Source organism: Rhizobium etli CFN 42 (assembly GCF_000092045.1).
Classification (GTDB): domain Bacteria; phylum Pseudomonadota; class Alphaproteobacteria; order Rhizobiales; family Rhizobiaceae; genus Rhizobium; species Rhizobium etli.
The window spans coordinates 1711529-1735928 of the sequence record NC_007761.1 but is presented as its reverse complement, the minus strand read 5'-3'; the positions used below and the strand labels follow the sequence as shown (position 1 = coordinate 1735928).

The 24400-nt window shown below is 61.9% G+C and carries 21 protein-coding genes; 17 read left to right on the top strand and 4 right to left on the bottom strand.

The window, feature by feature from the left end; all coding sequences use genetic code 11:
* Positions 1-327 precede the first annotated feature (327 nt).
* The 3 genes from RHE_RS08425 to vapC all read left to right on the top strand — a co-directional run bounded on the left by RHE_RS08425 (position 328) and on the right by vapC (position 3954).
* A complete protein-coding gene (locus RHE_RS08425) occupies positions 328-3213 on the top strand; it encodes an Rne/Rng family ribonuclease (protein WP_011424960.1) in 2886 nt (961 codons plus the stop codon).
* A 146-nt stretch (positions 3214-3359) separates the two neighbouring features.
* Positions 3360-3581 carry a type II toxin-antitoxin system VapB family antitoxin gene (locus RHE_RS08420; RefSeq protein ID WP_042118259.1) on the top strand — a complete coding sequence of 74 codons (222 nt, stop codon included), beginning with the start codon at positions 3360-3362 and terminating at the stop codon, positions 3579-3581.
* Complete coding sequence (gene vapC, locus RHE_RS08415) at positions 3565-3954, top strand: type II toxin-antitoxin system VapC family toxin (protein WP_042118257.1); 390 nt, start codon at positions 3565-3567, stop codon at positions 3952-3954. The genes RHE_RS08420 and vapC overlap by 17 nt, the downstream gene beginning before the upstream one ends.
* A gap of 11 nt (positions 3955-3965) precedes the next feature.
* Here the strand turns inward: vapC and RHE_RS08410 are convergent, their stop codons facing one another.
* Entirely contained in the window at positions 3966-5624 is a 1659-nt protein-coding gene (locus RHE_RS08410; RefSeq protein WP_011424958.1) for an acyl-CoA dehydrogenase family protein, read from the bottom strand.
* A 178-nt stretch (positions 5625-5802) separates the two neighbouring features.
* Here RHE_RS08410 and RHE_RS08405 point away from each other — a divergent pair, with 178 nt between their 5' ends.
* From RHE_RS08405 to RHE_RS33480, 10 genes are all read left to right on the top strand, one after another.
* Positions 5803-6759, top strand: a complete 957-nt coding sequence (locus RHE_RS08405; RefSeq protein WP_011424957.1) for an aspartate carbamoyltransferase catalytic subunit — start codon at positions 5803-5805, stop codon at positions 6757-6759.
* Positions 6756-8045: a dihydroorotase gene (locus tag RHE_RS08400; RefSeq protein ID WP_011424956.1), complete on the top strand. Its 1290-nt coding sequence runs from the start codon at positions 6756-6758 to the stop codon at positions 8043-8045. The genes RHE_RS08405 and RHE_RS08400 overlap by 4 nt, the downstream gene beginning before the upstream one ends.
* A gap of 46 nt (positions 8046-8091) precedes the next feature.
* Entirely contained in the window at positions 8092-8712 is a 621-nt protein-coding gene (plsY, locus tag RHE_RS08395; RefSeq protein WP_011424955.1) for a glycerol-3-phosphate 1-O-acyltransferase PlsY, read from the top strand.
* Complete coding sequence (gene dprA, locus RHE_RS08390) at positions 8712-9854, top strand: DNA-processing protein DprA (protein ID WP_011424954.1); 1143 nt, start codon at positions 8712-8714, stop codon at positions 9852-9854. The genes plsY and dprA overlap by 1 nt, the downstream gene beginning before the upstream one ends.
* 243 nt (positions 9855-10097) lie before the next feature.
* On the top strand, positions 10098-12752 hold the full coding sequence (gene topA, locus RHE_RS08385) for a type I DNA topoisomerase (RefSeq protein WP_011424953.1): 2655 nt from the start codon (positions 10098-10100) through the stop codon (positions 12750-12752).
* A gap of 1 nt (position 12753) precedes the next feature.
* The gene (gene rnr / locus RHE_RS08380) at positions 12754-15123 is read left to right on the top strand and encodes a ribonuclease R (protein ID WP_011424952.1); all 2370 of its coding nucleotides are present in this window, start codon (positions 12754-12756) and stop codon (positions 15121-15123) included.
* 69 nt (positions 15124-15192) lie between these two features.
* Positions 15193-15648 carry a DUF983 domain-containing protein gene (locus RHE_RS08375; RefSeq protein ID WP_011424951.1) on the top strand — a complete coding sequence of 152 codons (456 nt, stop codon included), beginning with the start codon at positions 15193-15195 and terminating at the stop codon, positions 15646-15648.
* 250 nt (positions 15649-15898) lie between these two features.
* Positions 15899-17083, top strand: coding sequence for an MFS transporter (locus RHE_RS08370; protein WP_011424950.1), 1185 nt, complete (start codon positions 15899-15901; stop codon positions 17081-17083).
* Positions 17084-17175: 92 nt separating this feature from the next.
* A complete protein-coding gene (rpmG, locus tag RHE_RS08365; RefSeq protein WP_003587245.1) occupies positions 17176-17343 on the top strand; it encodes a 50S ribosomal protein L33 in 168 nt (55 codons plus the stop codon).
* Positions 17344-17625: 282 nt separating this feature from the next.
* Positions 17626-17766 carry a hypothetical protein gene (locus RHE_RS33480; RefSeq protein WP_155249410.1) on the top strand — a complete coding sequence of 47 codons (141 nt, stop codon included), beginning with the start codon at positions 17626-17628 and terminating at the stop codon, positions 17764-17766.
* A 325-nt stretch (positions 17767-18091) separates the two neighbouring features.
* Here RHE_RS33480 and RHE_RS08355 read toward each other — a convergent pair whose 3' ends face one another.
* Both RHE_RS08355 and RHE_RS08350 read right to left on the bottom strand, forming a co-directional pair.
* On the bottom strand, positions 18092-19465 hold the full coding sequence (locus tag RHE_RS08355; RefSeq protein WP_011424949.1) for a PleD family two-component system response regulator: 1374 nt from the start codon (positions 19463-19465) through the stop codon (positions 18092-18094).
* Positions 19466-19483: 18 nt separating this feature from the next.
* Positions 19484-19855, bottom strand: a complete 372-nt coding sequence (locus RHE_RS08350; protein WP_003547430.1) for a response regulator — start codon at positions 19853-19855, stop codon at positions 19484-19486.
* A gap of 132 nt (positions 19856-19987) precedes the next feature.
* Between RHE_RS08350 and RHE_RS08345 the strand changes: the two genes are divergently transcribed.
* Positions 19988-20296, top strand: coding sequence for a DUF3572 domain-containing protein (locus tag RHE_RS08345; protein WP_020921022.1), 309 nt, complete (start codon positions 19988-19990; stop codon positions 20294-20296).
* Positions 20293-20967: a hypothetical protein gene (locus RHE_RS08340; protein ID WP_042118250.1), complete on the top strand. Its 675-nt coding sequence runs from the start codon at positions 20293-20295 to the stop codon at positions 20965-20967. Before RHE_RS08345 ends, RHE_RS08340 begins: the two co-directional genes overlap by 4 nt.
* Here RHE_RS08340 and RHE_RS08335 read toward each other — a convergent pair.
* On the bottom strand, positions 20942-21529 hold the full coding sequence (locus tag RHE_RS08335) for a GNAT family N-acetyltransferase (RefSeq protein ID WP_042118249.1): 588 nt from the start codon (positions 21527-21529) through the stop codon (positions 20942-20944). The genes RHE_RS08340 and RHE_RS08335 overlap by 26 nt on opposite strands.
* Positions 21530-21604: 75 nt before the next feature.
* On the opposite strand from RHE_RS08335, the gene RHE_RS08330 reads away from it, so the two are divergent.
* Positions 21605-22897 carry a DNA polymerase IV gene (locus RHE_RS08330; RefSeq protein ID WP_011424946.1) on the top strand — a complete coding sequence of 431 codons (1293 nt, stop codon included), beginning with the start codon at positions 21605-21607 and terminating at the stop codon, positions 22895-22897.
* A gap of 228 nt (positions 22898-23125) precedes the next feature.
* On the top strand, positions 23126-24382 hold the full coding sequence (locus RHE_RS08325) for a L,D-transpeptidase family protein (protein WP_042118248.1): 1257 nt from the start codon (positions 23126-23128) through the stop codon (positions 24380-24382).
* Positions 24383-24400 lie beyond the last annotated feature (18 nt).

Genomic DNA, 24400 nt, shown 5'->3' with positions numbered 1-24400 from the left:
CCGAGAACTGGATCCTGATTTTCCGGCTTCTGTCGGAACTTCATTGGTGGATCAGCCACCACGCTCTCAGGGAGCAACCTCATCGGACCCGAACCGGGTCTACGTATTTGTCGATCACGCTTGGTTGTTGATGGTTTCGCAGCAGGTTTTATCTGAAGTGTACAGGCCCCGGACCGAAACGGTTCCGGCTGCGGTCTGGCTGCTGCTCTCCTCTTCGCGTCAGGCGCGACTTTCATTATCCGGCGCGGCCACGGTGGACCGCATTCTTTCTGTTTCAACAGCAGTCGGGAATGCGCTCTCGCGGCCACGCCGAGGAGCACAGCTTACATGGCAGACAAAATGCTTATCGATGCGTCTCACGAGGAAGAGACGCGCGTCGTTGTCGTTCGCGGGAATCGCATAGAAGAATTTGACTTCGAGTCGCAGCACAAGAAGCAGATCCGCGGCAACATCTATCTTGCAAAGGTAACGAGGGTCGAGCCCTCGCTCCAGGCCGCTTTCGTCGATTACGGCGGCAACCGACACGGCTTCCTGGCCTTCGCCGAAATCCATCCTGATTATTACCAGATTCCGCTCGCCGACCGTCAGGCGCTGCTTCGGGCCGAGGCCGAAGAGCACCGTCGCGACGAAGACGTCGAGCACGTCGAAACCGCGCCGATGGTCGACCTTTCGACCCAGGACCAGCCGGATGTCGGCATCGTGTCGGCGGAGGCGCCTGAGCCGGTTGTCGCAGCCGACGAGGCAACCACCGAGGAGATTGCTGCAGCGCCGGAGATCGTAGCTCCGCCCGAGGTCGCCGAAGAAGCCCCGGCCAAGAAGGCCAAACCACGCCGCAGTCGCAAGAAGGTCGCCGAAACAACCGCGACGGAAGACGCCGTTCCGACAGACGTCGAAGCGGAAGGTGCTTCGACCGTCGACAACGACGATGACACCCCTGCGGGCGGCACGATGGCCGCGATGGTGGAAACCGACACGATCTCCGAGGACATCGACACCAGCAAGCGTCGCCACGATGACGACGATGACGATGATGACCACGGCGAAGAGGAAGTCATCGAATCCGTTGGCGCCGAAGACGCAATGGAAGAAGTGCCGGACCGCGTGCAGCGCAAGCCGCGCAAGCAGTACCGCATCCAGGAAGTCATCAAGCGCCGCCAGATCCTGCTGGTTCAGGTCGCCAAGGAGGAGCGCGGCAACAAGGGTGCCGCTCTCACCACCTACCTCTCGCTTGCAGGCCGCTATTCGGTTCTGATGCCGAACACGGCGCGCGGCGGCGGCATTTCCCGCAAGATCACCAATCCGCAGGACCGCAAGCGCCTGAAGGAAATCGCGCGCATGCTCGAAGTGCCGCAAGGCATGGGCGTCATCCTGCGCACCGCCGGCGCCAACCGCACCAAGGTCGAGGTCAAGCGCGATTTCGAATATCTGATGCGCCTGTGGGAAAACGTCCGCACGCTGACGCTGGCGTCGACCGCCCCCTGCCTCGTCTATGAAGAGGGCTCGCTGATCAAGCGCTCGATCCGCGACCTCTACAACAAGGACATCGGCGAGATCATAGTTGCCGGCGAGGAAGGCTATCGTGAAGCGAAAGACTTCATGAAGATGCTGATGCCGAGCCATGCCAAGGTGGTTCAGCCCTACCGCGACATCCACCCGATCTTCTCGCGCTCCGGCATCGAAGCCCAGCTCGACCGCATGCTGCAGCCGCAGGTGACGCTGCGTTCCGGCGGCTACCTGATCATGAACCAGACGGAAGCGCTGGTTTCGATCGACGTCAACTCCGGCCGCTCGACGCGCGAACACTCGATCGAGGACACCGCGCTGCAGACGAACCTCGAGGCCGCGGAAGAAATCGCCCGCCAGCTTCGCCTGCGCGACCTCGCCGGCCTGATCGTCATCGACTTCATCGACATGGAAGAGAAGCGCAACAACCGCGCCGTCGAGAAGAAGCTGAAGGAGTGCCTGAAGAACGACCGCGCCCGCATCCAGGTCGGCCGGATCTCGCATTTCGGCCTGCTCGAAATGTCGCGTCAGCGCATTCGCGCTTCGGTTCTCGAATCGACGACCCAAGTGTGCTCGCATTGCGGCGGTACCGGCCACGTCCGTTCACAGTCCTCTGTCGCCCTGCATGTGCTCCGTGGCATCGAGGAATATCTGCTCAAGAACACGACGCACAACATCACCGTGCGCACCACGCCCGATATCGCGCTCTACCTGCTCAACCACAAACGTCAGACGATCGTCGATTACGAAGCGCGCTTTGGCGTAGCGATCATCATCGATGCCGACGGTTCGGTCGGCGCGCAGCACTTTGCGATCGACCGCGGCGAGCCCGTCGAAAACCCAGTCAAGATCGAAAGCCTCTTCAACTTCGCAGCCATCCCCGAGGATGAGGACGATGACATCGTTATCGAGGCTGATGAGGACGAAGACGAAGAACTCGAGGAAAAGGCTGCCGCGACCGAACGTCCCGCTGCGGCGCGTTCGGAAGGCGAAGGTGAAGGCAACCGTAAGCGCAAGCGTCGCCGCCGCCGTCGTGGCCGCAACGGCAATGCCGAGCAGCCGATAGCCGCGGGCGAGACCATCGACGAAGACGAGGATGGAGAGGATGAAGGCAGCGAAGGCGATGAAAACGCTGCAGCAGCGCCTGAGACCCGCGCTGAGAACGAGGAATCGCAGCGTCGCAAGCGTCGCCGCCGTGGCAAGCGCGGCGGCCGCCGCAATCGTGCCGAGGACGGCTCGGAAATAACTGCCGAGGAAGCCGGTGAAGACAACGGCGACACGAGTGAAGGCGAAGGCGAAGAAATCACAAACGACGTCGCTCCCAGTGAAGCCGAAACCGTCGAGACGATTGCCGAGCAGGCTGGCGAAGGCCAGGCCGCCATGGCCGCCGTTGAAGGTGCAGCCGTCGTCACCGAGGATGTGAAGCCGGCTCGCGGCCGCGGCCGCCGCAAACCTGCCGCACCGCCGGTCGAGGAGCCGGTGACAGAGGCAGGGGCGGCACCCGCCGTCGAGGCCGAACCGGAGGTGGTCGAAGCCTCCGCCGATCTCGCAACGCCCGCCCAGGAAGAAGCAAAGCCGGTTCGCGCCAACCGCGAATCCAATATTTCTTCCTCAGAGCCGACGGTGAAATCCACCCGTACCGACAATGGCGAAAGCGACGAAGGCAAGCCGAAGAAAGCCGGCTGGTGGCAGCGCCGTGGCTTCTTTTGAACGCTGATTTTCGGACGTAAATGACGATAAATCCGGCCGTGGTGACGCGGCCGGATTTTTGTTTATGGAAACAGCATCAGCATCGATCTTGAACCCCATGAGGCGGATGTGTATCTTTTAAGAAAGTTATACACATGAGGAAGAAAATGCGGACGAATATAGATATCGATGATGCCTTGCTCCACGCAGCGATGACCGCCACGGGGTTGGCGACGAAAAAAGCTACCATTGAACAGGCCCTCCGAAGCCTCGTCGACAGGCACCGCAGAAAAAATGCGATCGCAAATCTCTCTGGAATCGGCTGGGAGGGTGATCTGGAAGAGATGCGCCGCGATCGACCGGAAGGAACCAGTGATCGTCGTCGATAGTTCGGTCTGGATTGCGCATCTACGTGGGATAGAAAACGCCGCTAGACGGCGTCTGCAGAATATCGAAGATCCGCTGGAGATTCTTGTTGGCGATCTTATTCTTATGGAGGTCCTCCAAGGCGCGCGCGATGACCGTCATGCAACCACCATCGAAGCGAATTTGCGCCAATTCACGATCCGTCCGATGCTTGACGACAGCCTCGCCGTTAGGGCAGCCCGCAATTATCGCCTGCTGCGGGAACGCGGTATCACAATGCGCAAGACCATCGACGTAATCATTGGCACATTCTGCATTCAAGAAGGCCACTCGCTCTTGCACGATGATAGGGATTTCGATCCCATGGCCCAGCATCTCGGTCTCAAGATCGCCTGATCGCCTTGCAATCAGGCGGCCGGCGGGTAAAGCAGATCGACGATGTAGCTGGCGTCGAAACGCGAATCGAGCATGCCGTAGGTAGAGCGCCAGCCGCCGGCAAGGCGTGTCTCAATGAAAGCATCGGCGATGCGCCCTGCCCCGAGCCGATAGAGTTCGGCCGCGCCGGCGGCAAGAGCCAGCTGCTCGACGAGCAGGCGTGCCGCGCCCTCGTCCTGTTCGCAGAGCGCGATTGCGGCGCGCAGCACATCGATCGTCTTCTTGCCGGCAGGGCCGAGATCGCGGGCAAGACCTGCGAAGACCGTCTCGAATAGATCCTTGCCACGGTTGAGCACGCGCAACACATCCAGCGCCATCACGTTGCCGGAGCCTTCCCAGATCGCATTGACGGGCGCCTCGCGGTAGTGGCGCGCGATCGGGCGTTCCTCGATGTAGCCATTGCCGCCGATGCATTCCATCGCTTCATAGATCAAGGCTGGCGCGATCTTGCAGCACCAATATTTGGCGACTGGCGTCATGACGCGGGCATAGGCCGCGTCCTCGGCGTTCCCGCGCGCCTTGTCGAAGGCATCGGCAAGGCGGAAGGACAGCGCTGTGGCGGCGGCGACATCGAGCGCCATATCGGCGAGCACGCGTGTCATGATTGGTTGGTTGACGAGCATCTTGCCGAAGACGCTGCGGCCGCGCGTGTGATGCACGGCCTCGGCAAGCGAGGCGCGCATGATGCCTGAGGAGGCAAGCGCACAATCAAGCCGCGTCAACGTCACCATGTCGAGGATGGTGCGGATGCCCGCATCCGGGCCGCCGAGCAGGAAGCCGAAGGTATCGGTGAACTCCACCTCTGAAGAGGCGTTGGAGCGGTTGCCGACCTTATCCTTCAGCCGCTGGAACTGCAGGCCGTTCGCGGACCCGTCCTCCAGCAGGCGCGGCACGAGGAAGCACCCCATGCCTTCCTTCGTCTGCGCCAGCATGATGAAGGCATCGCTCATCGGAGCCGACATGAACCATTTGTGGCCGGAAAGCCGATAGATGCCTTCGCTGACCTTTTCGGCAGCGCTGCGGTTGGCCCTGACATCGGTGCCGCCCTGCTTTTCCGTCATGCCCATGCCTATGGTCACCGCAGACTTCTGCATAGCGGGCCGATTGGACGAATCATATTTGCGCGACAGGATCTTCGGCGCCCAGTCCTTCTGCACCGCAGGGGACGCCGACAGCGCAGCCACCGAAGCGCTCGTCATCGTCAGCGGGCAGAGATGGCCGGATTCCAGCTGCGCCGTCAGGTAAAATCGCGCGGCACGGACCTTGTGGCCCGCGTCCTTCGCCTCGATATCGGCCTGCGGATCCCAGACGGAGGAATGCAGGCCGACCGACATGGAGCGGCGCATCAGCGCGTGCCAAGCGGGATGGAATTCGACGACATCGAGACGCTCGCCGCGCGGACCATGGGTGCGCAGCTGTGGCGCCCCCTGGTTTGCCATGCGCGCCAGCTCCTGTGCCTCCGGCGAGGTGACGTAGCGGCCGATATTTTCAAGGTCTTCACGGATGCCGCGCGGCAAGGCCGCCGTCAGATCGACAATCAGCGGATCGGATCGATAGGCATTGATGCCGGACCACAGGCTCGGCTGGTTGAGTTCTGCGAGTTTGTCGTCAGTCCGGTTTGCGGAGGTCATTGTTCGCTTCTAGTGCAAGAACCCGGCAAGGAAAACCGGAAGTTATGATTCGCTTTATTCTGCTCTATCGGAATTCGGGCGAAAATGCATGGGGACATGAGCCTTTGCCCACAGCGCGTGCTTGCCCCGGCGGGCGGCACTCATTATAGACCCGCAAGAGACAGCAAGAGGCAGGGTCATGGTCTTTTTCCCCCACCGCCACCTCATTGGCATCAAGGGCCTCACCGAGCAGGATATTACCTATCTTCTCGACAAGGCCGACGAAGCCGTCAAGATCAGCCGCCGGAGAGAAAAGAAGACGTCGACGCTGCGTGGGCTGACGCAGATCAACCTCTTTTTCGAGGCATCGACCCGCACGCAGGCCTCCTTCGAGCTTGCCGGCAAACGGCTCGGCGCCGACGTCATGAACATGTCGGTCGGCAATTCCTCGGTGAAGAAGGGCGAAACGCTGATCGATACGGCGATGACGCTGAATGCGATGCGCCCGGATGTGCTGGTGATCCGCCATTCGAGCGCCGGAGCGGCCGCGCTTCTCGCCCAGAAAGTCTCCTGCTCGGTCGTCAATGCCGGCGACGGGCAGCACGAACATCCGACCCAGGCGCTGCTCGATGCATTGACCATCCGCCGCGCCAAGGGCAAGCTTTCGCGCATCATCGTGGCGATCTGCGGCGACGTGCTGCACTCGCGCGTGGCGCGCTCCAATATCCTGCTGCTGAACGCGATGGGCGCACGCGTGCGCGTCGTCGCGCCCGCCACCCTTCTGCCCGCCGGCATCGCCGAGATGGGTGTCGAGGTGTTCCACTCGATGAAGGAAGGATTGAAGGACGCCGACGTCGTGATGATGCTGCGGCTGCAGCGCGAACGCATGTCCGGCGCCTTTGTGCCATCGGTGCGCGAGTATTATCACTTCTACGGACTCGACGCCGAAACGCTGAAGGCGGCGAAGGATGATGCGCTGGTCATGCACCCTGGGCCGATGAACCGCGGTGTCGAGATCGCCTCCGAGGTGGCCGATGGTCCGCAGAGCGTGATCGCCGAACAAGTGGAAATGGGGGTCGCCGTGCGCATGGCCGTCATGGAGACGCTGCTCGTCTCGCAGAACCAAGGTCCCCGAACTGACGGGATGATGGCATGAGCAACCCGATCGTCCTCAAGAATGTCCGCATCGTCGATCCCTCGCGCAATCTCGATGAGATCGGAACGATCATCGCTAAAAATGGCGTGATTCTTGCCGCTGGCAGCGGGGCACAGAACCAGGGCGCGCCGGAAGGCGCCGTCGTGCGCGACTGCACCGGCCTCGTGGCAACGCCCGGCCTCGTCGATGCGCGCGTCCATATTGGCGAGCCCGGCGGCGAGCACCGCGAGACGATCGCCTCGGCGAGCCGGGCGGCGGCGGCCGGCGGCATCACCTCGATCATCATGATGCCGGACACCGATCCCGTCATCGACGACATCGCGCTGGTTGAATTCGTCAAGAAGACCGCGCGGGACACGGCCGCCGTCAACGTCTATCCGGCAGCCGCCCTCACCAAGGGTCTTGCCGGCGAGGAGATGACGGAGATCGGCCTGTTGACGCAGGCGGGCGCCGTCGCCTTCACCGATGCCCATTCAAGCGTCCATAACACGCAGGTGCTGCGCCGCATCATGACCTATGCGCGCGAATTCGGCGCCGTCATCTCCTGCGAGACCCGTGACAAATATCTCGGCGCCAATGGCGTCATGCATGAGGGACTTTTCGCCAGTTGGCTGGGGCTCTCCGGCATCCCGAAGGAAGCCGAGCTGATCCCACTCGAACGCGATCTCAGGGTGGCAGAGCTGACGCGCGGCCGTTATCACGCCGCGATGATCTCCGTGCCTGAATCGGTCGAGGCCATCGAACGCGCCCGCAGCCGCGGCGCCAAGGTGACCTCGGGCATCTCGATCAACAATCTGGCGCTCAACGAGAACGACATCGGCGAATACCGCACCTTCTTCAAGCTCTATCCGCCGTTGCGCCCGGAGGACGATCGGGTCGCCATGGCCGAGGCGCTTGCCAACGGCGCGATCGACATCATCGTCTCCTCGCACGACCCGCAGGACGTCGACACGAAGCGCCTGCCGTTCGGCGAGGCGGCCGATGGTGCGGTCGGATTGGAAACGATGCTGGCAGCGGCCCTCAGGCTTCACCATGGCGGTCAGGTCGGCCTGATGCGGTTGATCGACGCCATGTCCACCCGCCCGGCACAAATCTTCGGCCTCGAAGCCGGCACGCTGAAGCCGGGTGCTGCGGCCGATATCACGCTGATCGATCTCGATGAGCCTTGGCTTGTCGCCAAAGACATGCTTCTCTCCCGCTCGAAGAACACGCCGTTCGAGGATGCGCGCTTCAGCGGGCGGGCGGTCGCGACTTACGTCTCGGGAAAGCTTGTCCACGCACTTTAGGGACCGGCTGGACTGAGGACAGGCCATCGGAGGGCCGAGGGGGCATATGTTATCCAATCTCATGTCATGGCAGATCACGCTGCAGATCGCACTTGCCGCCGCCGTCATCGGCTATCTCCTCGGCTCCATTCCTTTCGGTCTGATCCTCACGCGCGCAGCCGGCCTCGGCGATGTGCGCAGCATCGGCTCCGGCAATATCGGCGCCACCAATGTGCTCAGAACCGGAAACCGGAAGCTCGCCGCGGCGACGCTCTTGCTTGACGCGCTGAAGGCGTCGGCGGCAGCCTGGATCGTCGGCTATTTCCTCGGCGAAGAGGCCGCAATCATCGCCGGCTTCTTCGCCTTCATCGGCCATCTCTTCCCGGTCTGGATCGGCTTCAAGGGCGGCAAGGGCGTCGCCACCTATATCGGCACCCTGCTCGGTGTCGCACCGATCATGGTCGTGCTCTTCGCCGCCGTTTGGCTGGCGGTCGCCGTCACCACCCGCTATTCCTCGCTGTCGGCGCTCGTCGCCATGCTCGTCATTCCGGTCGCCCTGTTGATCCTTGGCAATGAAAAGGTTGCGGCTGTCATGGCGATCATGACTGTCATCTCCTACTGGAAGCATAGGGCCAATATCTCCCGGCTGATGGGCGGGACGGAGAGCAAGATCGGGGCGAAGGGATAATGGACGCGCCGAGCGCGGGATCAAAAGGTACGGTGCTGAGCGAACGGCAGAGGATTGCCTGGCTGCGCCTGATCCGTTCCGACAATGTCGGCCCTGCAACCTTTCGCGATCTCATCAATCATTTCGGTTCGGCCGAGGCTGCGCTCGCGGCGTTGCCGGAGCTTTCGGTGCGCGGCGGCGCGACCCGGGCTATCCGCATTGCCAGCGAGGCCGAGGCACACCGGGAACTGGAGGCGGCGCATCGTTTCGGCGCCCGCTTCGTCGGCATCGGCGAGCCGGACTATCCGCAGGCGCTGAAACAGATCGACGGCGCGCCGCCGCTCCTTGCCGTCAAAGGCGCGCTTGCCGCCGCCAAGCGGCCGGCCGTCGGCATCGTCGGTTCCCGCAACGCCTCTGCCGCAGGCACCAAATTCGCGGCGATGGTGGCGCGCGACTGCGGCCGGGCGGGTTACACGGTGGTCTCCGGCCTGGCGCGCGGCATCGACACATCAGCGCACCGGGCAAGCCTCGGCACCGGCACGATCGCCGCCCTTGCCGGCGGCCTCGACAAACCCTACCCGCCGGAGAATCTCGGCCTCATCGAAGAGATAACCGGCGGCAACGGGCTGGCGGTGAGCGAAATGCCCTTCGGCTGGGAGCCCCGCGCCCGTGATTTCCCGCGCCGGAACCGGCTGATTGCCGGCATCGCCCTCGGTCTCGTGGTCGTCGAAGCGGCGACGCGCTCGGGCTCACTGATCACCGCCCGCCTTGCCGGCGACTTCGGCCGCCTGGTGTTTGCCGTGCCCGGCTCGCCGCTCGATCCGCGCTGTCACGGCACCAACGGCCTGCTCAAGGACGGCGCTTCGATCGTTACCGAACCTGCCGACGTTATCGAAGCCCTCGCGCCGCTGGCGCAACTCGAGCTGTTCCCCTCGTCGAGGGCGGAGGCACCGGCAGGCGAGAGCAAGCCAATAACGATGCCGCCCGGCGATTCAGACCGGATGCGCATCATCGATGCGCTCGGGCCGACGCCGGTCGAGATCGACGACGTCATCCGCCACACCGGCCTTCCGGCATCCGCCGTCTACCTCATTCTTCTGGAACTCGACATATCAGGCCGGCTGCATCGGCATCAGGGCGGCCTCGTTTCGCTTTCCGACTGAGCTTTGCGCGATATAAGAGAGCTGCCTCGGGAGTTGCAGGAACCGCGTGTCGAATTCAGCAGGCGCGCCATCTGTATTCAACGCACAATCTTCCCACGATTGCACCGTACGCAAGAGGTAAAATTGTAGCAAACCCCTTGACCGCAGCGATTTCCCTGTCCATGTCGGAGAGCCAGTATCCAAGTTGCGCTGCGTGTTGCGCTGGCTTCCACGCCGGCGCGGAGTCTTTTTTAGAGAATCATCATGAATGTTGTAGTGGTGGAATCGCCTGCCAAGGCCAAGACGATCAACAAGTATCTGGGTTCGGGATACAAAGTGCTCGCCTCCTTCGGCCACGTGCGCGATCTGCCTGCCAAGGATGGCTCTGTCCTCCCCGATCAGGATTTCGAAATGCTCTGGGAGGTCGATGGGGCCTCGGCCAAGCGGATGAAGGACATTGCCGAGGCGGTGAAATCCTCCGACGGGCTTTTCCTCGCGACCGACCCCGATCGCGAAGGCGAAGCGATTTCCTGGCACGTGCTCGACATGCTGAACAAGAAGCGAGTGCTGAACGGCAAGTCGGTCAAGCGCGTCGTCTTCAACGCGATCACCAAGAAGGCGGTGCTCGACGCGATGGCCGATCCGCGCGACATCGACGTGCCGCTGGTCGACGCTTATCTGGCGCGCCGTGCGCTCGACTATCTCGTCGGCTTCAATCTTTCGCCGGTCCTATGGCGCAAGCTGCCAGGCGCCCGTTCGGCCGGCCGCGTCCAATCGGTCGCGCTTCGTCTGGTCTGCGACCGCGAATCAGAGATCGAGCGCTTCATTTCGGAAGAGTACTGGAATATCTCGGCTCTGCTGAAGACGCCGCGCGGCGATGAGTTCGAGGCAAGACTGGTTTCGGCGCACGGCAAACGGCTGCCGCCGCGCGCGATCGGCAACGGCGAGGATGCGGGCCGCCTGAAGGCCCTGCTCGAAGGCGCGAGCTATATCGTCGACACGGTCGAGGCAAAACCGATCAAGCGCAACCCGGGCCCGCCGTTCACGACCTCGACGCTACAGCAGGCCGCCTCCTCCAATCTCGGCTTCTCCGCGTCGCGCACGATGCAGATCGCCCAGAAGCTCTATGAAGGCGTCGATATCGGTGGCGAGACAGTCGGTCTCATCACCTATATGCGAACCGATGGCGTGCAGATGGCGCCCGAAGCAATCGATGCGGCGCGGCGTGCCATCCTCGACCAGTTCGGCGAACGCTACCTGCCGGAGAAAGCGCGCTTCTATTCAACCAAGGCGAAAAACGCCCAGGAGGCGCACGAGGCGATCCGCCCGACCGATTTCAACCGCTCGCCCGATCGCGTGCGCAAGTTCCTCGACGCCGACCAGATTCGGCTCTACGAGCTGATCTGGAAGCGTGGCATCGCCAGCCAGATGGCGTCGGCCGAGATCGAGCGCACGACGGCCGAAATCACAGCCGAGAACAAGGGCGAAAAGGCCGGCCTGCGCGCCGTCGGCTCGGTCATCCGGTTCGACGGCTTCATCGCCGCCTATACCGACCAGAAGGAGGACGGCGAGCAGAGCGACGATGGCGACGAGGATGGTCGCCTGCCGGAGATCAATGCGCGCGAGACGCTCGCCAAGCAGAAGATCAATTCAACGCAGCATTTCACCGAGCCACCGCCGCGCTATTCGGAAGCTTCGCTGATCAAGAAGATGGAAGAGCTCGGCATCGGTCGTCCCTCCACCTATGCCGCCACACTCGCGACGCTGCGCGACCGCGACTATGTGACGATCGACAAGCGCAAACTCATCCCGCAGGCCAAGGGCCGGCTGGTGACAGCTTTCCTCGAAAGCTTCTTCACCAAATATGTCGAATATGATTTCACCGCCGACCTCGAGGAAAAGCTCGACCGGATTTCCGCCGGCGAATTGAACTGGAAGCAGGTGCTGCGCGACTTCTGGAAGGATTTCTTCGCGCAGATCGAAGACACGAAGGAACTGCGCGTCACCAACGTGCTCGATTCGCTGAACGAGGCGCTGGCGCCGCTCGTCTTCCCTAAACGCGAGGATGGCGGCGACCCCAGGATCTGCCAGGTCTGCGGCACCGGCAACCTTTCGCTGAAGCTTGGCAGATACGGCGCCTTCGTCGGCTGTTCGAATTATCCGGAATGCAACTACACCCGCCAGCTCTCCTCCGAAAACGGCGGAGAAGCGGAGGGTGTCGCGCTCAACGAGCCGAAGAGCCTTGGCACCGATCCAACGACCGGCGAGGAGCTGACGCTCCGTTCGGGCCGCTTCGGTCCCTATATCCAGCGCGGCGACGGCAAGGAGGCCAAACGCGCCTCGCTGCCGAAGGGGTGGAAGCCTGAGGATATCGACTATGAAAAGGCGATGGCGCTGATCTCGCTGCCGCGCGACATCGGCAGACATCCCGAAACGGGCAAGATGATCTCGTCGGGCATCGGCCGCTACGGGCCGTTCCTTCTGCATGACGGTTCCTACGCCAATCTTGAAACCGTCGAAGATGTCTTCTCGGTCGGCCTCAACCGCGCCGTGACGCTGATTGCCGAAAAGGCGAGCAAGGCGCCCGGCCGCGGCGCACGCGGTACGCCGGCGGCGCTGAAGACGCTCGGCGATCACCCCGATGGCGGCGCGATCACCGTTCGCGACGGCAAATACGGCCCCTATGTCAACTGGGGCAAGGTCAATGCCACGCTACCGAAGGGCAAGGATCCGCAGGCGATCACCATTGAGGAGGCGCTTGCGTTGATCACCGAAAAGGCCGGCAAGGCCCCCGCAGGCAAGACGGCCAGGGGGAAAGCCAAGCCGAAGGCGGCCGCCGCCGAAGCCAAGACAACCAAGACGGCCGCCAAGCCGAAGGCAGCGAAGGCCAAGGCGCCCGCGAAATTGAAAAAGAGCTGACGTGAGCAGGACACCGCGCGATAGGACGAACCTCGCGGGCAAGCGCCCGGGCAAGATCGGCCGCGCCGGCAGGGATGTTTCCGCCGTCGAACCGCTGAACATCGTCCACGGCACGCTGCCATCGCGCGAGGTGATTCTGCGTTTCATTGCCGATCATCCGCAGAAGGCTTCCAAGCGTGAACTCGCCAAGGCGTTCGGCCTGAAAGGCGACAGCCGCGTCGAGCTCAAGCACATGCTGCAGGAGCTCGAACAAGAAGGCATGCTGCAAAAGAGTCGCAAGTCGCTCATTCGTCCTGGCGCTCTTCCGCCCGTCACCGTTCTCGACATCACGACGCGTGATAAGGACGGTGACCTGATCGGCCGGCCGGCGGAATGGCCGGAGGAGCAGGGTGTGGCACCGGCCGTCGCCATCCGTCAGCAATCGCCCGCAGGCCGCCAGAAAGGCAAAGCGCCCGTCGCCGGCCTCGGCGACCGTATCCTGGCGAAGATCTTCCCGGCCGTCGATCGCGGCGGGCCAGCTTATACGGCGCGTATCATCAAGGTGATCGATAGGCGCCGCGGTGCGGCGATGGGCGTCTTCCGCAGCGCGCCCGGCGGCGGCGGCCGGCTGCTGCCGATCGAACGACGCGGCGAAGAGATGGTAATCGATCCCGACTATACCGGCGGCGCCGAGGACGGCGACCTGGTCGAGATCGAAGTCGCGCGCCTCGGACGTTTCGGCCTGCCGCGTGCCAAGGTCCTCTCCGTCGTGGGCTCGGTCGGCTCCGAAAAGGCGATCTCAACGATCGCGATCCATGCGCACGGCATCCCGCACGTCTTCCCACCGGCCGTGATCGCCGAGGCGGAAGCTGCCAAACCCGCCACGATGTCGCATCGGGAGGATTGGCGCGACGTGCCGCTGATCACCATCGACCCGGCCGACGCCAAGGACCACGATGACGCAGTTTACGCCGAACTCGACCCCTCGCCCGACAATCCCGGCGGCGTCATCGTCACTGTCGCGATCGCCGACGTCTCCTGGTATATCCGCCCCAATTCCCCGCTCGACCGCGAAGCGCTGAAGCGCGGCAACTCGGTCTATTTCCCTGATCGCGTCGTGCCGATGCTGCCGGAGCGCATCTCCAACGATCTCTGCTCGCTGAAGGAAGGTGTCGACCGCCCAGCGCTCGCCGTGCGCATGAGCTTCTCAGGCGAAGGCCGCAAGATCGGCCATACGTTTCATCGCATCATGATGAAGAGTGCCGGCAAGCTCTCTTATCAGCAGGCACAGGCGGCGATCGACGGAAGGCCGGATGACAAGACCGGACCGATGCTCGAGACGATCCTGAAACCGCTCTGGCACGCCTATGGAGTAATGAAGCGCGGACGCGACCGGCGCCAACCACTGGAACTCGACATGCCGGAGCGGAAGATCTTGCTGAAGCCAGACGGCACCGTCGACCGGGTCTTCGTGCCGCCGCGGCTCGATGCGCACAAGCTGATCGAAGAGATGATGATTCAGGCGAATGTCTGCGCCGCCGAAACGCTTGAAAAGAAGCGTCAGCCATTGGTCTACCGCATCCATGACGGCCCGACCCTTGCCAAGCAGGAAGTCTTGCGCGAATTCCTGGCGACACTCGGCATCTCGCTTGCCAAGGGCGGCAATGTGCGCGCCAACAGCTTCAACGGCATTCTCGCAAAAGCCGAAGGCACGGCGCATCAGACCATGGTCAACGAAATGGTGCTGCGCTCGCAGAGCCAGGCAATCTACAGTCCGGAGAATATCGGTCACTTCGGCCTCAATCTGATGAAATACGCCCACTTCACATCGCCGATCCGCCGCTACGCCGATCTCATCGTGCATCGCGCGCTCGTCGGTTCGCTCGGCCTCGGCGAAGGCGGCATCACGCCCGACGAAGAAGCCTCACTCGACGATATCGCCGCCGAGATCTCGACCTTCGAGCGCCGGGCGATGGCGGCCGAGCGCGAGACCATCGACCGGCTGATCGCCCATCATTTGAGCACCCGCGTCGGCGAGGAGTTCGCCGGCCGCGTCTCCGGAGTTACCAAATCCGGGCTGTTTATCACCTTGCCGGATTATGGCGCCGACGGTTTCGTCCCTATATCTACACTCGGTACCGATTATTTCATCTATGACGAGGCGCATCAGGCGCTCTCGGGTGAAAAGACGGGCCTCGGCTATCGTCTTGGCGACAGCGTCACCGTGAAGCTTGCGGAAGCAATCCCGCTTGCTGGCGCGCTGCGTTTCGAGATGCTGAGCGAAGGACGCGAGATGCCGACGGCGGTGCGTTCCTTCCATAAGGCCGGCCGCCGCGACAGGGACCAGGTCCGCAAGAAACCGGGAACGCGTCCCCCGCGCGGACGCCGCTAAGCCGCTGTGCCGAAAGCAGCAAGGTCGATTGCGGCGCTTCATGCTTTTTGCCTGAAAGGGGAAGATCAGATGAACACACCGACCGATCCGGTCGTCCGTTACGGGGATGGGCCCGGGGGCGCCGAGCGTCCGCTCGGGCGTTCCATCATGCGCGGGCTGTTGAACCGCTGCCCGGCCTGCGGCAACGGCAAGCTCTTCCGCGCATTCCTGAAACCGGTCCACCATTGCGCCGCCTGCGGCGAGGCAATGCACCACCATCGCTCCGATGACCTGCCGCCCTATATTGTCATCCTGGTCCTCGGCCACGTCCTCGTCGGCGGCTACATGCTGACCGATCTGACCTTCGTGTTGCCGGTATGGGTCCATCTTGCCATATGGGCGCCGATCACAGTCATCGCTGCCCTCGCCTCGATCCAGCCGATCAAGGGCGGCGTCATCGGCCTGCAATGGGCGCTGCGCATGCATGGTTTCGGCGGCGAGAGCGATAGTCCCGATGATTACGAGCTTCCCCGCCGGCCGGATTGAGCGCCTTCACCTTCCAGACATATTTAGCGTGTAGTGCCAGCGCTCCACCGACCACCACCGACACGCGGGAGTCAACGATCTTCAACGACTTGACATGGTAAGCTTTTCTTGTCTGAACAGGCTTTACATTCCGCAGATCACATCGGAAATACTGCGAAACGCCGCCCGTCACCTGGATTTGGCACATCTGTGTCCCTTCCATGTGAGACGAGAGGTCGATTCGCTCGCGCAGCTTTCTAAGGATTGATAAATGTCTCAGCCGAGAACCGGCACACCGGGCGATGTCGAAGAAATCCATTGGCCTTCTCTGGTGGCAGCCATCTCGTCCATTTCAGCCGTCGGCATAGCAATCGGTCTCGGGCTCCCGCTTCTCAGTATCATCCTCGAAAAACGCGGCATCTCATCCACGTTGATCGGGCTCAATACGGCGATGGCCGGGATCTCGGCGATGGCCGCGGCACCCGTTACCACCAAGCTCGCTCATAAATACGGCGTTGCGCCGACGATGCTCTGGGCGGTGCTGATTTCGGCGCTGAGTGCACTCGGCTTCTATTATGCCGAGGATTTCTGGATGTGGTTTCCGCTGCGTTTCGCCTTCCATGGCGCAACGACGACGCTGTTCATTCTCTCCGAATTCTGGATCAACGCCGCCTCGCCGCCATCCAAGCGAGGCTTTGTGCTTGGCATATATGCGACCGTGCTTTCCATTGGGTTTGCGGCCGGACCCCTGCTCTTTTCGATACTCGGCAGCGACGGCATCTTTCCCTTTCTGGTCGGCGCGGGCGCCATCCTGCTTGCCGCCATTCCGATTTTCATCGCCCGTGACGAAAGCCCCGTGCTCGAGGAAAAACCGGAATTGCATTTCATGCGCTATGTCCTGCTGGTGCCGACAGCGACGGCTGCCGTCTTCATCTTCGGCGCGGTCGAAGCTGGCGGGCTGTCACTGTTTCCGATTTTTGCCGTGCGCGCCCATTTCACCGAATCGCAGGCGGCGCTGCTGCTCACCATGATGGGCGTCGGCAACGTCATCTTCCAGATTCCCCTCGGCCTGCTCTCCGACCGCATCCGCGACAAGCGACCGCTTCTGGCAGGGATGGCATTGATGGGCTTTATCGGTTCGATGACGCTGCCGATCCTCGTCAACAACTGGCTGCTGATGGCCGGGATCCTGCTCTTCTGGGGCGGCTGCGTCTCCGGCCTCTACACGGTCGGCCTCAGCCATCTCGGTTCGCGGCTGACGGGCTCCGATCTGGCTGCCGCCAATGCCGCCTTCGTCTTCTGTTATGCGATGGGAACCGTCGCTGGGCCACAGGTGATCGGCGCCGCAATCGACGTCGCCGGAAACAATGGTTTTGCCTGGGCGATTGCCGCTTTCTTCGGCCTTTATGCCCTACTTTCCGGCATCAGATTAATGTTCGTTCGAAAACGGACTTGACTTTTCGGGCGAGATTCGTAGTTTCGCGCCAGAATTTGCCGTGGAGCCCATCCGGCTTCCACGGCTTTCATTTTCTTAAAGGCAGGACGACCATGGCCAAGGCTACAACAATCAAGATCAAGCTGCTGTCGACAGCCGACACCGGTTTCTTCTACGTCACGACGAAGAACAGCCGTACGATGACGGACAAGATGACGAAGACGAAGTATGACCCGATTGCTAAGAAGCATGTCGAGTTCAAGGAAACCAAGATCAAGTAATCACTTGGCCTGATGGATTTCAAAAGCGCGCGCCTTTGGGTTGCGCGTTTTTTTATTGCCCCGGAAGATGGCCTTGGAAAATGATAGCGCAAACAGACAAACGCCGCCCTTCCATCTTCCGGAAGTGGCGGCGTTTTCTTGAAAGGGGGTCGGCCAGCATGCAAAACGGCACGAGGAACCGTTATGACTTGCCTACTAGCCGACCGACCCCACGACCCAGGAGATGCGGCGGACCTGAGCATCATGGGGTATCGACAGCTCCTCTGCGGGAGCGCTTCTTTTATGAAGCCGATAATTTGCGCAGAAATGAAAGAAAATCAACAAATTCTTAATGATGAATTTTCTGAGCTTGATTCTATGGTTAAAAGTCCAGTTTTGGAACACACCAAAGATTTGACGGCTCTGCCTGACGGCAAAGCCTAATGACGAAGGGCTCGAAGAATTTCGACAATATAACTTAATAACTTAAGCAGCCCCTCCCCTTACGTGAGGTGATGCCGCCACACTTTATTTGACCCTCTTGGCGGCGGGCGTTTTTTATAGTCTTCATTTCATTTTGGGCTGGGCCGCGGCATTCAGGAGACTGTCGCGCCGCACCATATCCACAGCAACGCCGGGAGTCCATTTTGGGCTACCGGTCTGCTAAATTTGGGCCTGCGTCGCACAGGCGAAGGTTAAAAATCGGTAACAAATCGCTTACCGCTGTGGAAAACCGCAAATGGCGCCGTATGGCGCCCCAAGTGATTCGTCAGGCAGCCGCTGCGACCACGCGATTGCGGCCGGTATTCTTGGCCTCGTAAAGAGCAAGATCGGCCTGCTTCATCAGTTGGTCAGGGGTCAGCACCGCGCCGATGCGTGAGGCGATGCCGAAGGACGCGGTGACGCTCAGGGCTTCACTTGAGCGCTTCAGCATGAAGGGGGCGCTTTCGACTGCCGCGCGCAGGCGCTCGGCGACGGCGGCGGCAACTTCCGGCGAGGTGTCCGGCATCACCACGACGAATTCCTCTCCGCCGTAACGGCAGGCGAGATCGGCGCCGCGGATGGTCGAACGGACGCGGTTTGCGAATTCACGCAGCACTTCGTCGCCGCCGTCATGGCCGTACGTGTCGTTCACCTGCTTGAAACGGTCGATATCGGTGATCAGCACCGAAAGCGGCCGGCCCCGCGCCATCGACCGGTTGAAGAGCACGTTCAGGTGATTGTCGAGATAACGTCTGTTGTAAAGGCCAGTCAGCGGATCGGTCACGGCAAGCTCGATCGTCTGCTTGACGCTGGCGCGCAGACGGTCGTTGTAGCGCTTGCGACGGATCTGCGTCAGGCTGCGGGCGACGAGCTCGTTGGGATCGACGGGGCGGATGAGGTAGTCGTTGACGCCGAGATCAAGCGCGCGGACGACCATGTCGTCGGCGCCCTGCTCGGTGATAATCAGGATCGGCAGGAAGCGTGTGCGCTCCAGCGAGCGCAGTTGCGAGCAGAGGCGAAGCGGATCGTAATCATCGAAATTGGCATTGACGATGACGAGATCGAACGTGTTCTCGGCCGCCTCGAAGAGGGCTGCCTGCGGATCGGAAAGAGCAACCACATCGGCGACGGACTTCAACGCCTTGACGATGCGCTCTTGCGAATTGGCGCGGCCATCAACCAATAACACCTGGCCGGCCTCGTCGCCACGGCCTTCGCCTGCCCGCATGAGATCGCCCATGCCCATCGTATGGGCGGTGTCGGCGCGGATGCGCAGCTCGTCGCTCAACGTCTTCAGCCGCAGCAGGCTCTTCACCCGCGAGATCAGCTGCAGGTCGTTGACAGGCTTGGTGAGGAAATCGTCGGCGCCGGCCTTCAGGCCGCGTACGCGATCGGCCGGCTGGTCGAGTGCGGTGACCATGACGACGGGAATATGGGCGGTCTTCTGACTGGCCTTCAACCGCTCGCAGACCTCGAAGCCATCGATACCGGGCATCATGATGTCGAGCAGGATCAGGTCGACCTGATTACGCTCGCAGATTGCCAGCGCTTCGTGACCGTCGGCAGCGGTCATCACGTCGAAATACTCCGCGAGCAGCCGCGCTTCAAGCAGCTTCACGTTGGCCGGAATATCGTCAACCACCAGTATTCGCGCGGTCATAAGTGTCTTTCCGATGCGTCAGGCATCGCCCAGATAGGTCTTGATCGTCTCGATGAATTTCGGAACCGAGATCGGCTTGGAAACATAGGCTTCGCAGCCGCCCTGGCGGATCCGCTCCTCGTCGCCCTTCATCGCGAAAGCCGTGACGGCGATGACGGGAATGACGTGCAGCTCGTCGTCTTCCTTCAGCCATTTTGTGACTTCGAGGCCGGAGACCTCGGGAAGCTGAATATCCATGAGGATGAGGTCTGGACGATGCTTGCGCGCGAGATCGAGCGCCTCCATGCCATTTCTCGTCTGGATCGTGGTATAGCCGGACGCCTCGATGAGGTCGCGAAAGAGCTTCATGTTGAGCTCGTTATCTTCTACAATCATCACCTGTTTGGGCATGACAAGCTGTCCCTACGTCCGTTCGCGCAGCGGTTCGTTCCATGAGAAAGGCACATGCGGACGAAAGCTCCGTGAAACCGATAGCGCACGCTAGCGGTATTTGGTTGAAGAAAAGGTAACTTACCCCTCGAAATGCAAAGCAACTTCAAGACTTCGAAACAACAGGCGGCCGACCCCCACGAGACGGCGATCGCCGTCCTCGGCTGGCTTGCCGACGATCCCCACACGTTCGGCCGCTTCCTCGCGCTCACCGGCGTGGCCCCTGGACAGGTGCGCAGCGCCGTCAACGATCCGGGGTTCCTCGCCGGCATGATGGATTTCCTGATGAACCACGAACCGACGGCGATGGCCTTCTGCACGGCGAGCGGCCTCAGCCCGGAAACTGTGACCGCCGCCTGGCGGCATTTCTCCTCGCCGGGTCTCGATTCAGGGGAATACTGAGCGTGACCGAACTCGATATTTCGCATATCCGGCTTGGCGAGCGGCCGCTGATCGTCTGCGACGTTGACGATGTCGTGCTGCGGTTCATCGACCCCTTCCAGCTCTTTCTTCAGAGCCTGGGTCACGAGTTCCTGCCGCGATCGTTCCGACTTCATGGCAACATCATCTCGAAAGCGGACGGTACGGAGATAAAAAGCGAACAGGTCAGCCGGCTGATCGAAGAGTTTTTCGAAGCGCAGGAACTGTGGCAGACGCCAATCGACCAGGTCGTCGAAACGCTCAGCCGGCTTTCGCGGGCGGCCGATATCCTTTTCCTGACCGCGATGCCGCCACGGTTCCAGGATCATCGCCGCCGCCTGCTGGACAGCGCCGGCCTGCTCTTTCCGCTGCTTGCCAGCGAGCAACCCAAGGGGCCGATCGTCCATGCACTGCATGCCAGCCGCTCCTTTCCCGTCGCCTTCATAGACGATATGGCGCACAATCTGCATTCGGTCAGGGAACACGTGGCCGATTGCCTGCTCATTCACCTGATGCCGAACTCGCCCGTCCATCGTTTCGCGCCGGCGGCAGCCGACGACATCACCCGCGCCACCGATTGGGCGCACGCGGCCGGGCTGATCGAGGCCCATTTCCTTTCCGGCACAGTCAACCGCGCAGTTCCAGCCGCATGAGCGGGCGGCCGTCCTTGCGCATTGCCACCGTCTCGAATCCGGCTGCCTCGAAGACTGCAGTCGAGCCGATGCAGAGCGTCACCGATTTCGACTGCTTCACATGATCGATCGGACAGGCTTCGAGCAGCCGCGCGCCCTGGCGCCGGGCATGGTCGATCGCGCCGGCGAGCAGGCGATGACTTAATCCCCTGCCGCGCATTTTCGGCAGCAGGAAGAAGCAGCTGACCGCCCAGATCGAGGGATCGCGCGCATCCTCCTCCTCCAGCGGCCGCGAGACGGTGCGCGGTGAATTGAACTGCGGCACGTCCTGGCGCGGCCCGACCTGCACCCAGGCGACCGGCTGGCCATCGGCATAGTAGAGTATTCCCGGCGGCGGCCCCGCCTCGATCCGTTCGCGCATATGCGCCTTGCGCTCGTCGGCCGTCATCGTCGTCCTCATGGCGTGCGGCAAGCGCAGCGCGACACACCAGCAATTATAAAAAGCCCCCTGTGGGCCGAACAGGGTTTCGAAGTCGTTCCACCGGTCTGCCGTCACCGGCTCGAAACGAAGATCTTTATCCAAAGGCAAAGCTCCACCCTCTCTTGTGACTCGTCAGCTTAAGGCGTAGTGTCGCGGCGTTCAACCTTTGTTCTCACCATGACGCCCGCGCCTGACAAGACACCCGGCTTCTGTCGCGACTGCCTTGCCGAGCAGAAGGGCGAGGCGCGCCGTTGCATTACCTGCGGCAGTCCGCGCCTGGTGCGCCATGGCGAACTCTATCGACTGACACTTGCGCATATCGATTGCGACGCCTTTTACGCGGCGGTCGAGAAGCGCGACAATCCCGAACTTGCCGACAAGCCGGTCATCATCGGCGGCGGCAAACGCGGTGTCGTCTCCACTGCCTGCTATATCGCCCGTATCCACGGCGTGCGTTCGGCAATGCCGATGTTCAAGGCGCTGGAGGCATGCCCTCAGGCCACCGTCATACGCCCGGACATGGAGAAATATGTCCGGGTTGGGCGCCAGGTGCGCGCGCTGATGCAGGATCTGACGCCGCTGGTGCAGCCGCTGTCGATCGACGAAGCCTTCCTGGAACTCGGCGGCACGGAGAGGCTGCATCACGATCCACCGGCGCGTACGCTCGCCAAATTCGCTCGCCGCATCGAAAAGGAGATCGGCATTACCGTTTCGGTCGGGCTTTCCTATTGCAAATTCCTCGCCAAGGTCGCTTCCGACCTGCAGAAGCCGCGGGGCTTTTCCGTCATCGGCCGTGAAGAAGCGGTGGAATTCCTGGCGCCGCGTCCCGTCACCACCATCTGGGGCGTCGGCAAGGCCTTTGCCGCGACGCTGGAGGCGGACGGCATCCGCACAATCGGTCAGTTGCAGCAGATGGAGGAGAACGACCTGATGCGCCGCTACGGCAGCATCGGCCAGCGGCTCGCCCGGCTATCACGCGGTATCGACGACCGCGAGGTGCATCTCAACGATGCCGCCAAGAGCGTTTCGGCCGAAACGACGTTCTTCGACGACATCTCGCGCTACGACGATCTGGTGCCGATCCTGCGCAACCTTTCCGAAAAGGTTTCCTGGCGACTGAAGAAAAACGATATCGCCGGCCAGACAGTGGTGCTGAAGATGAAGAGCGCCGACTTCAAGACGCGCACCCGCAACCGCAAGCTCGAGGACCCGACCCAGCTTGCCGACAGGATCTTCCGCGTCGGCCTCGAGCTTCTCGAAAAGGAAACCGACGGCACGAAATTCCGCCTGATCGGCATTGGCGTCACCGATCTCGGCGATGCCACTCGCGCCGATCCGCCCGACCTGATCGACCGGCAGTCAGGCCGCCGGGCGGCGGCCGAAGCGGCAATGGACAAGCTGCGCGACAAGTTCGGCAAGAACACGGTCGAGACCGGCTACACCTTCGGCAGCAGCAAGCGCGATCACTAGAACATCTCGCGCAAAGGTGCAGAGTTTCGAAATACATACGAGTAACAATGCCTTAACTCAGACAGCTCAAACTTTGATTCATGCGCATTCTTCGCCGTTTATCTTATGCGTGTCGTTAGCGCGGAACCGCTGCACCATACCCGGCGAGCCGAGGAGTCCGGGTTTTAAAATCTTCCTTAAACTTCGTCTCGTAATGTGCCGAACCAGTATTGCGTATGGTTGGGTATCATGTTTTCGCGTCTCGTCTTCGGCCTCGGCTTGCTGTCGGCCACCGCACTCGTGCACCCTGCTCTTGCCGCGGATGCACGCACGCTGCAGATCTTCGTCTCGAAGAACAAGCAGTCGCTGGTGGTTTATGACGGCACCGAGGTCGTCGCGACTTCGAAGGTCTCGACCGGCAAGGACGGCCATACGACACCGAGCGGCATTTTCTCGGTGCTCGAAAAGCAGAAATACCACGAATCCAATCTCTATTCGGCGGCCCCGATGCCGTTCATGCAACGGCTGACATGGTCCGGCATCGCGCTGCATGAATCGAATTCCGTGCCGCGTTATCCGGCTTCGCACGGCTGCGTGCGCATGCCCGGCGCCTTTGCGAAAATGCTCTATGGGATGACCGAGCCCGGCATCCCCGTCATCATCAGCGACGGCGAACTGGTGCCGCAGCCGATCGACCATTCGACCCTCTTCCACCCGGATGCGCCGGCGGCGATGCCGCTGCTTTCGGATGTCGAATTGCGGCCCTCCATGCCCGACAGCCCGCAAAAGCCGGTGCAGGTGGCGATGAACGATACCGCCGCCATGCCGATGCCGATGGTGCAGCCGCTTGCAACGCATGAAGCCGAGCCGCCGTCAGAGCCGATCAGCATGCTCATCACGCGCCGCACGCTGCGCGAGACGGTGATCGACATCCAGACCCTGCTCAACGCACTCGGCTTTTCCGCCGGAGATTCGGACGGATTGCTCGGCCCGTCGACCGTTGAGGCAATCAGGGCTTTCAAGACGCTGCGGCCGGCGGAATTTGCCGGTGACAGAAGCCTGATCTCCGATACTTTGCTCAAAGCGCTCTATACCGCAGCCGGCAAAGGCGAGCCGCCGAACGGCGTCATCATGGTGCGAAAGGCATTCAAACCGGTGTTCGAGGCGCCGGTGACGATCGCCGATCCGGGGCTGGCGCTCGGCACACACTTCTTTACCCTGCACGCGGTCGATGAAAAAGCCGGCACGGCGGACTGGCTCGGCATCACGCTCGAAAACAATCTCTCCCGCGAAACGATGAGGCGGCTCGGGATCAGCAATCCGGAAAGCTCGATCGTCACCGGCAAGCCGATCGCCCGTTCGCTGAGCCGGATTTCCATCCCCGACGAGACCCGTCGCAAGATCGACGCGCTGATCGCGCCCGGCTCGACGCTAACGATCTCCGATACCGGCCTCGGCCGGGAGACCGGCGAGGGCACGGATTTCATTACCATTACCCGCGGCTGACGGCCATCAGCCCAGGTG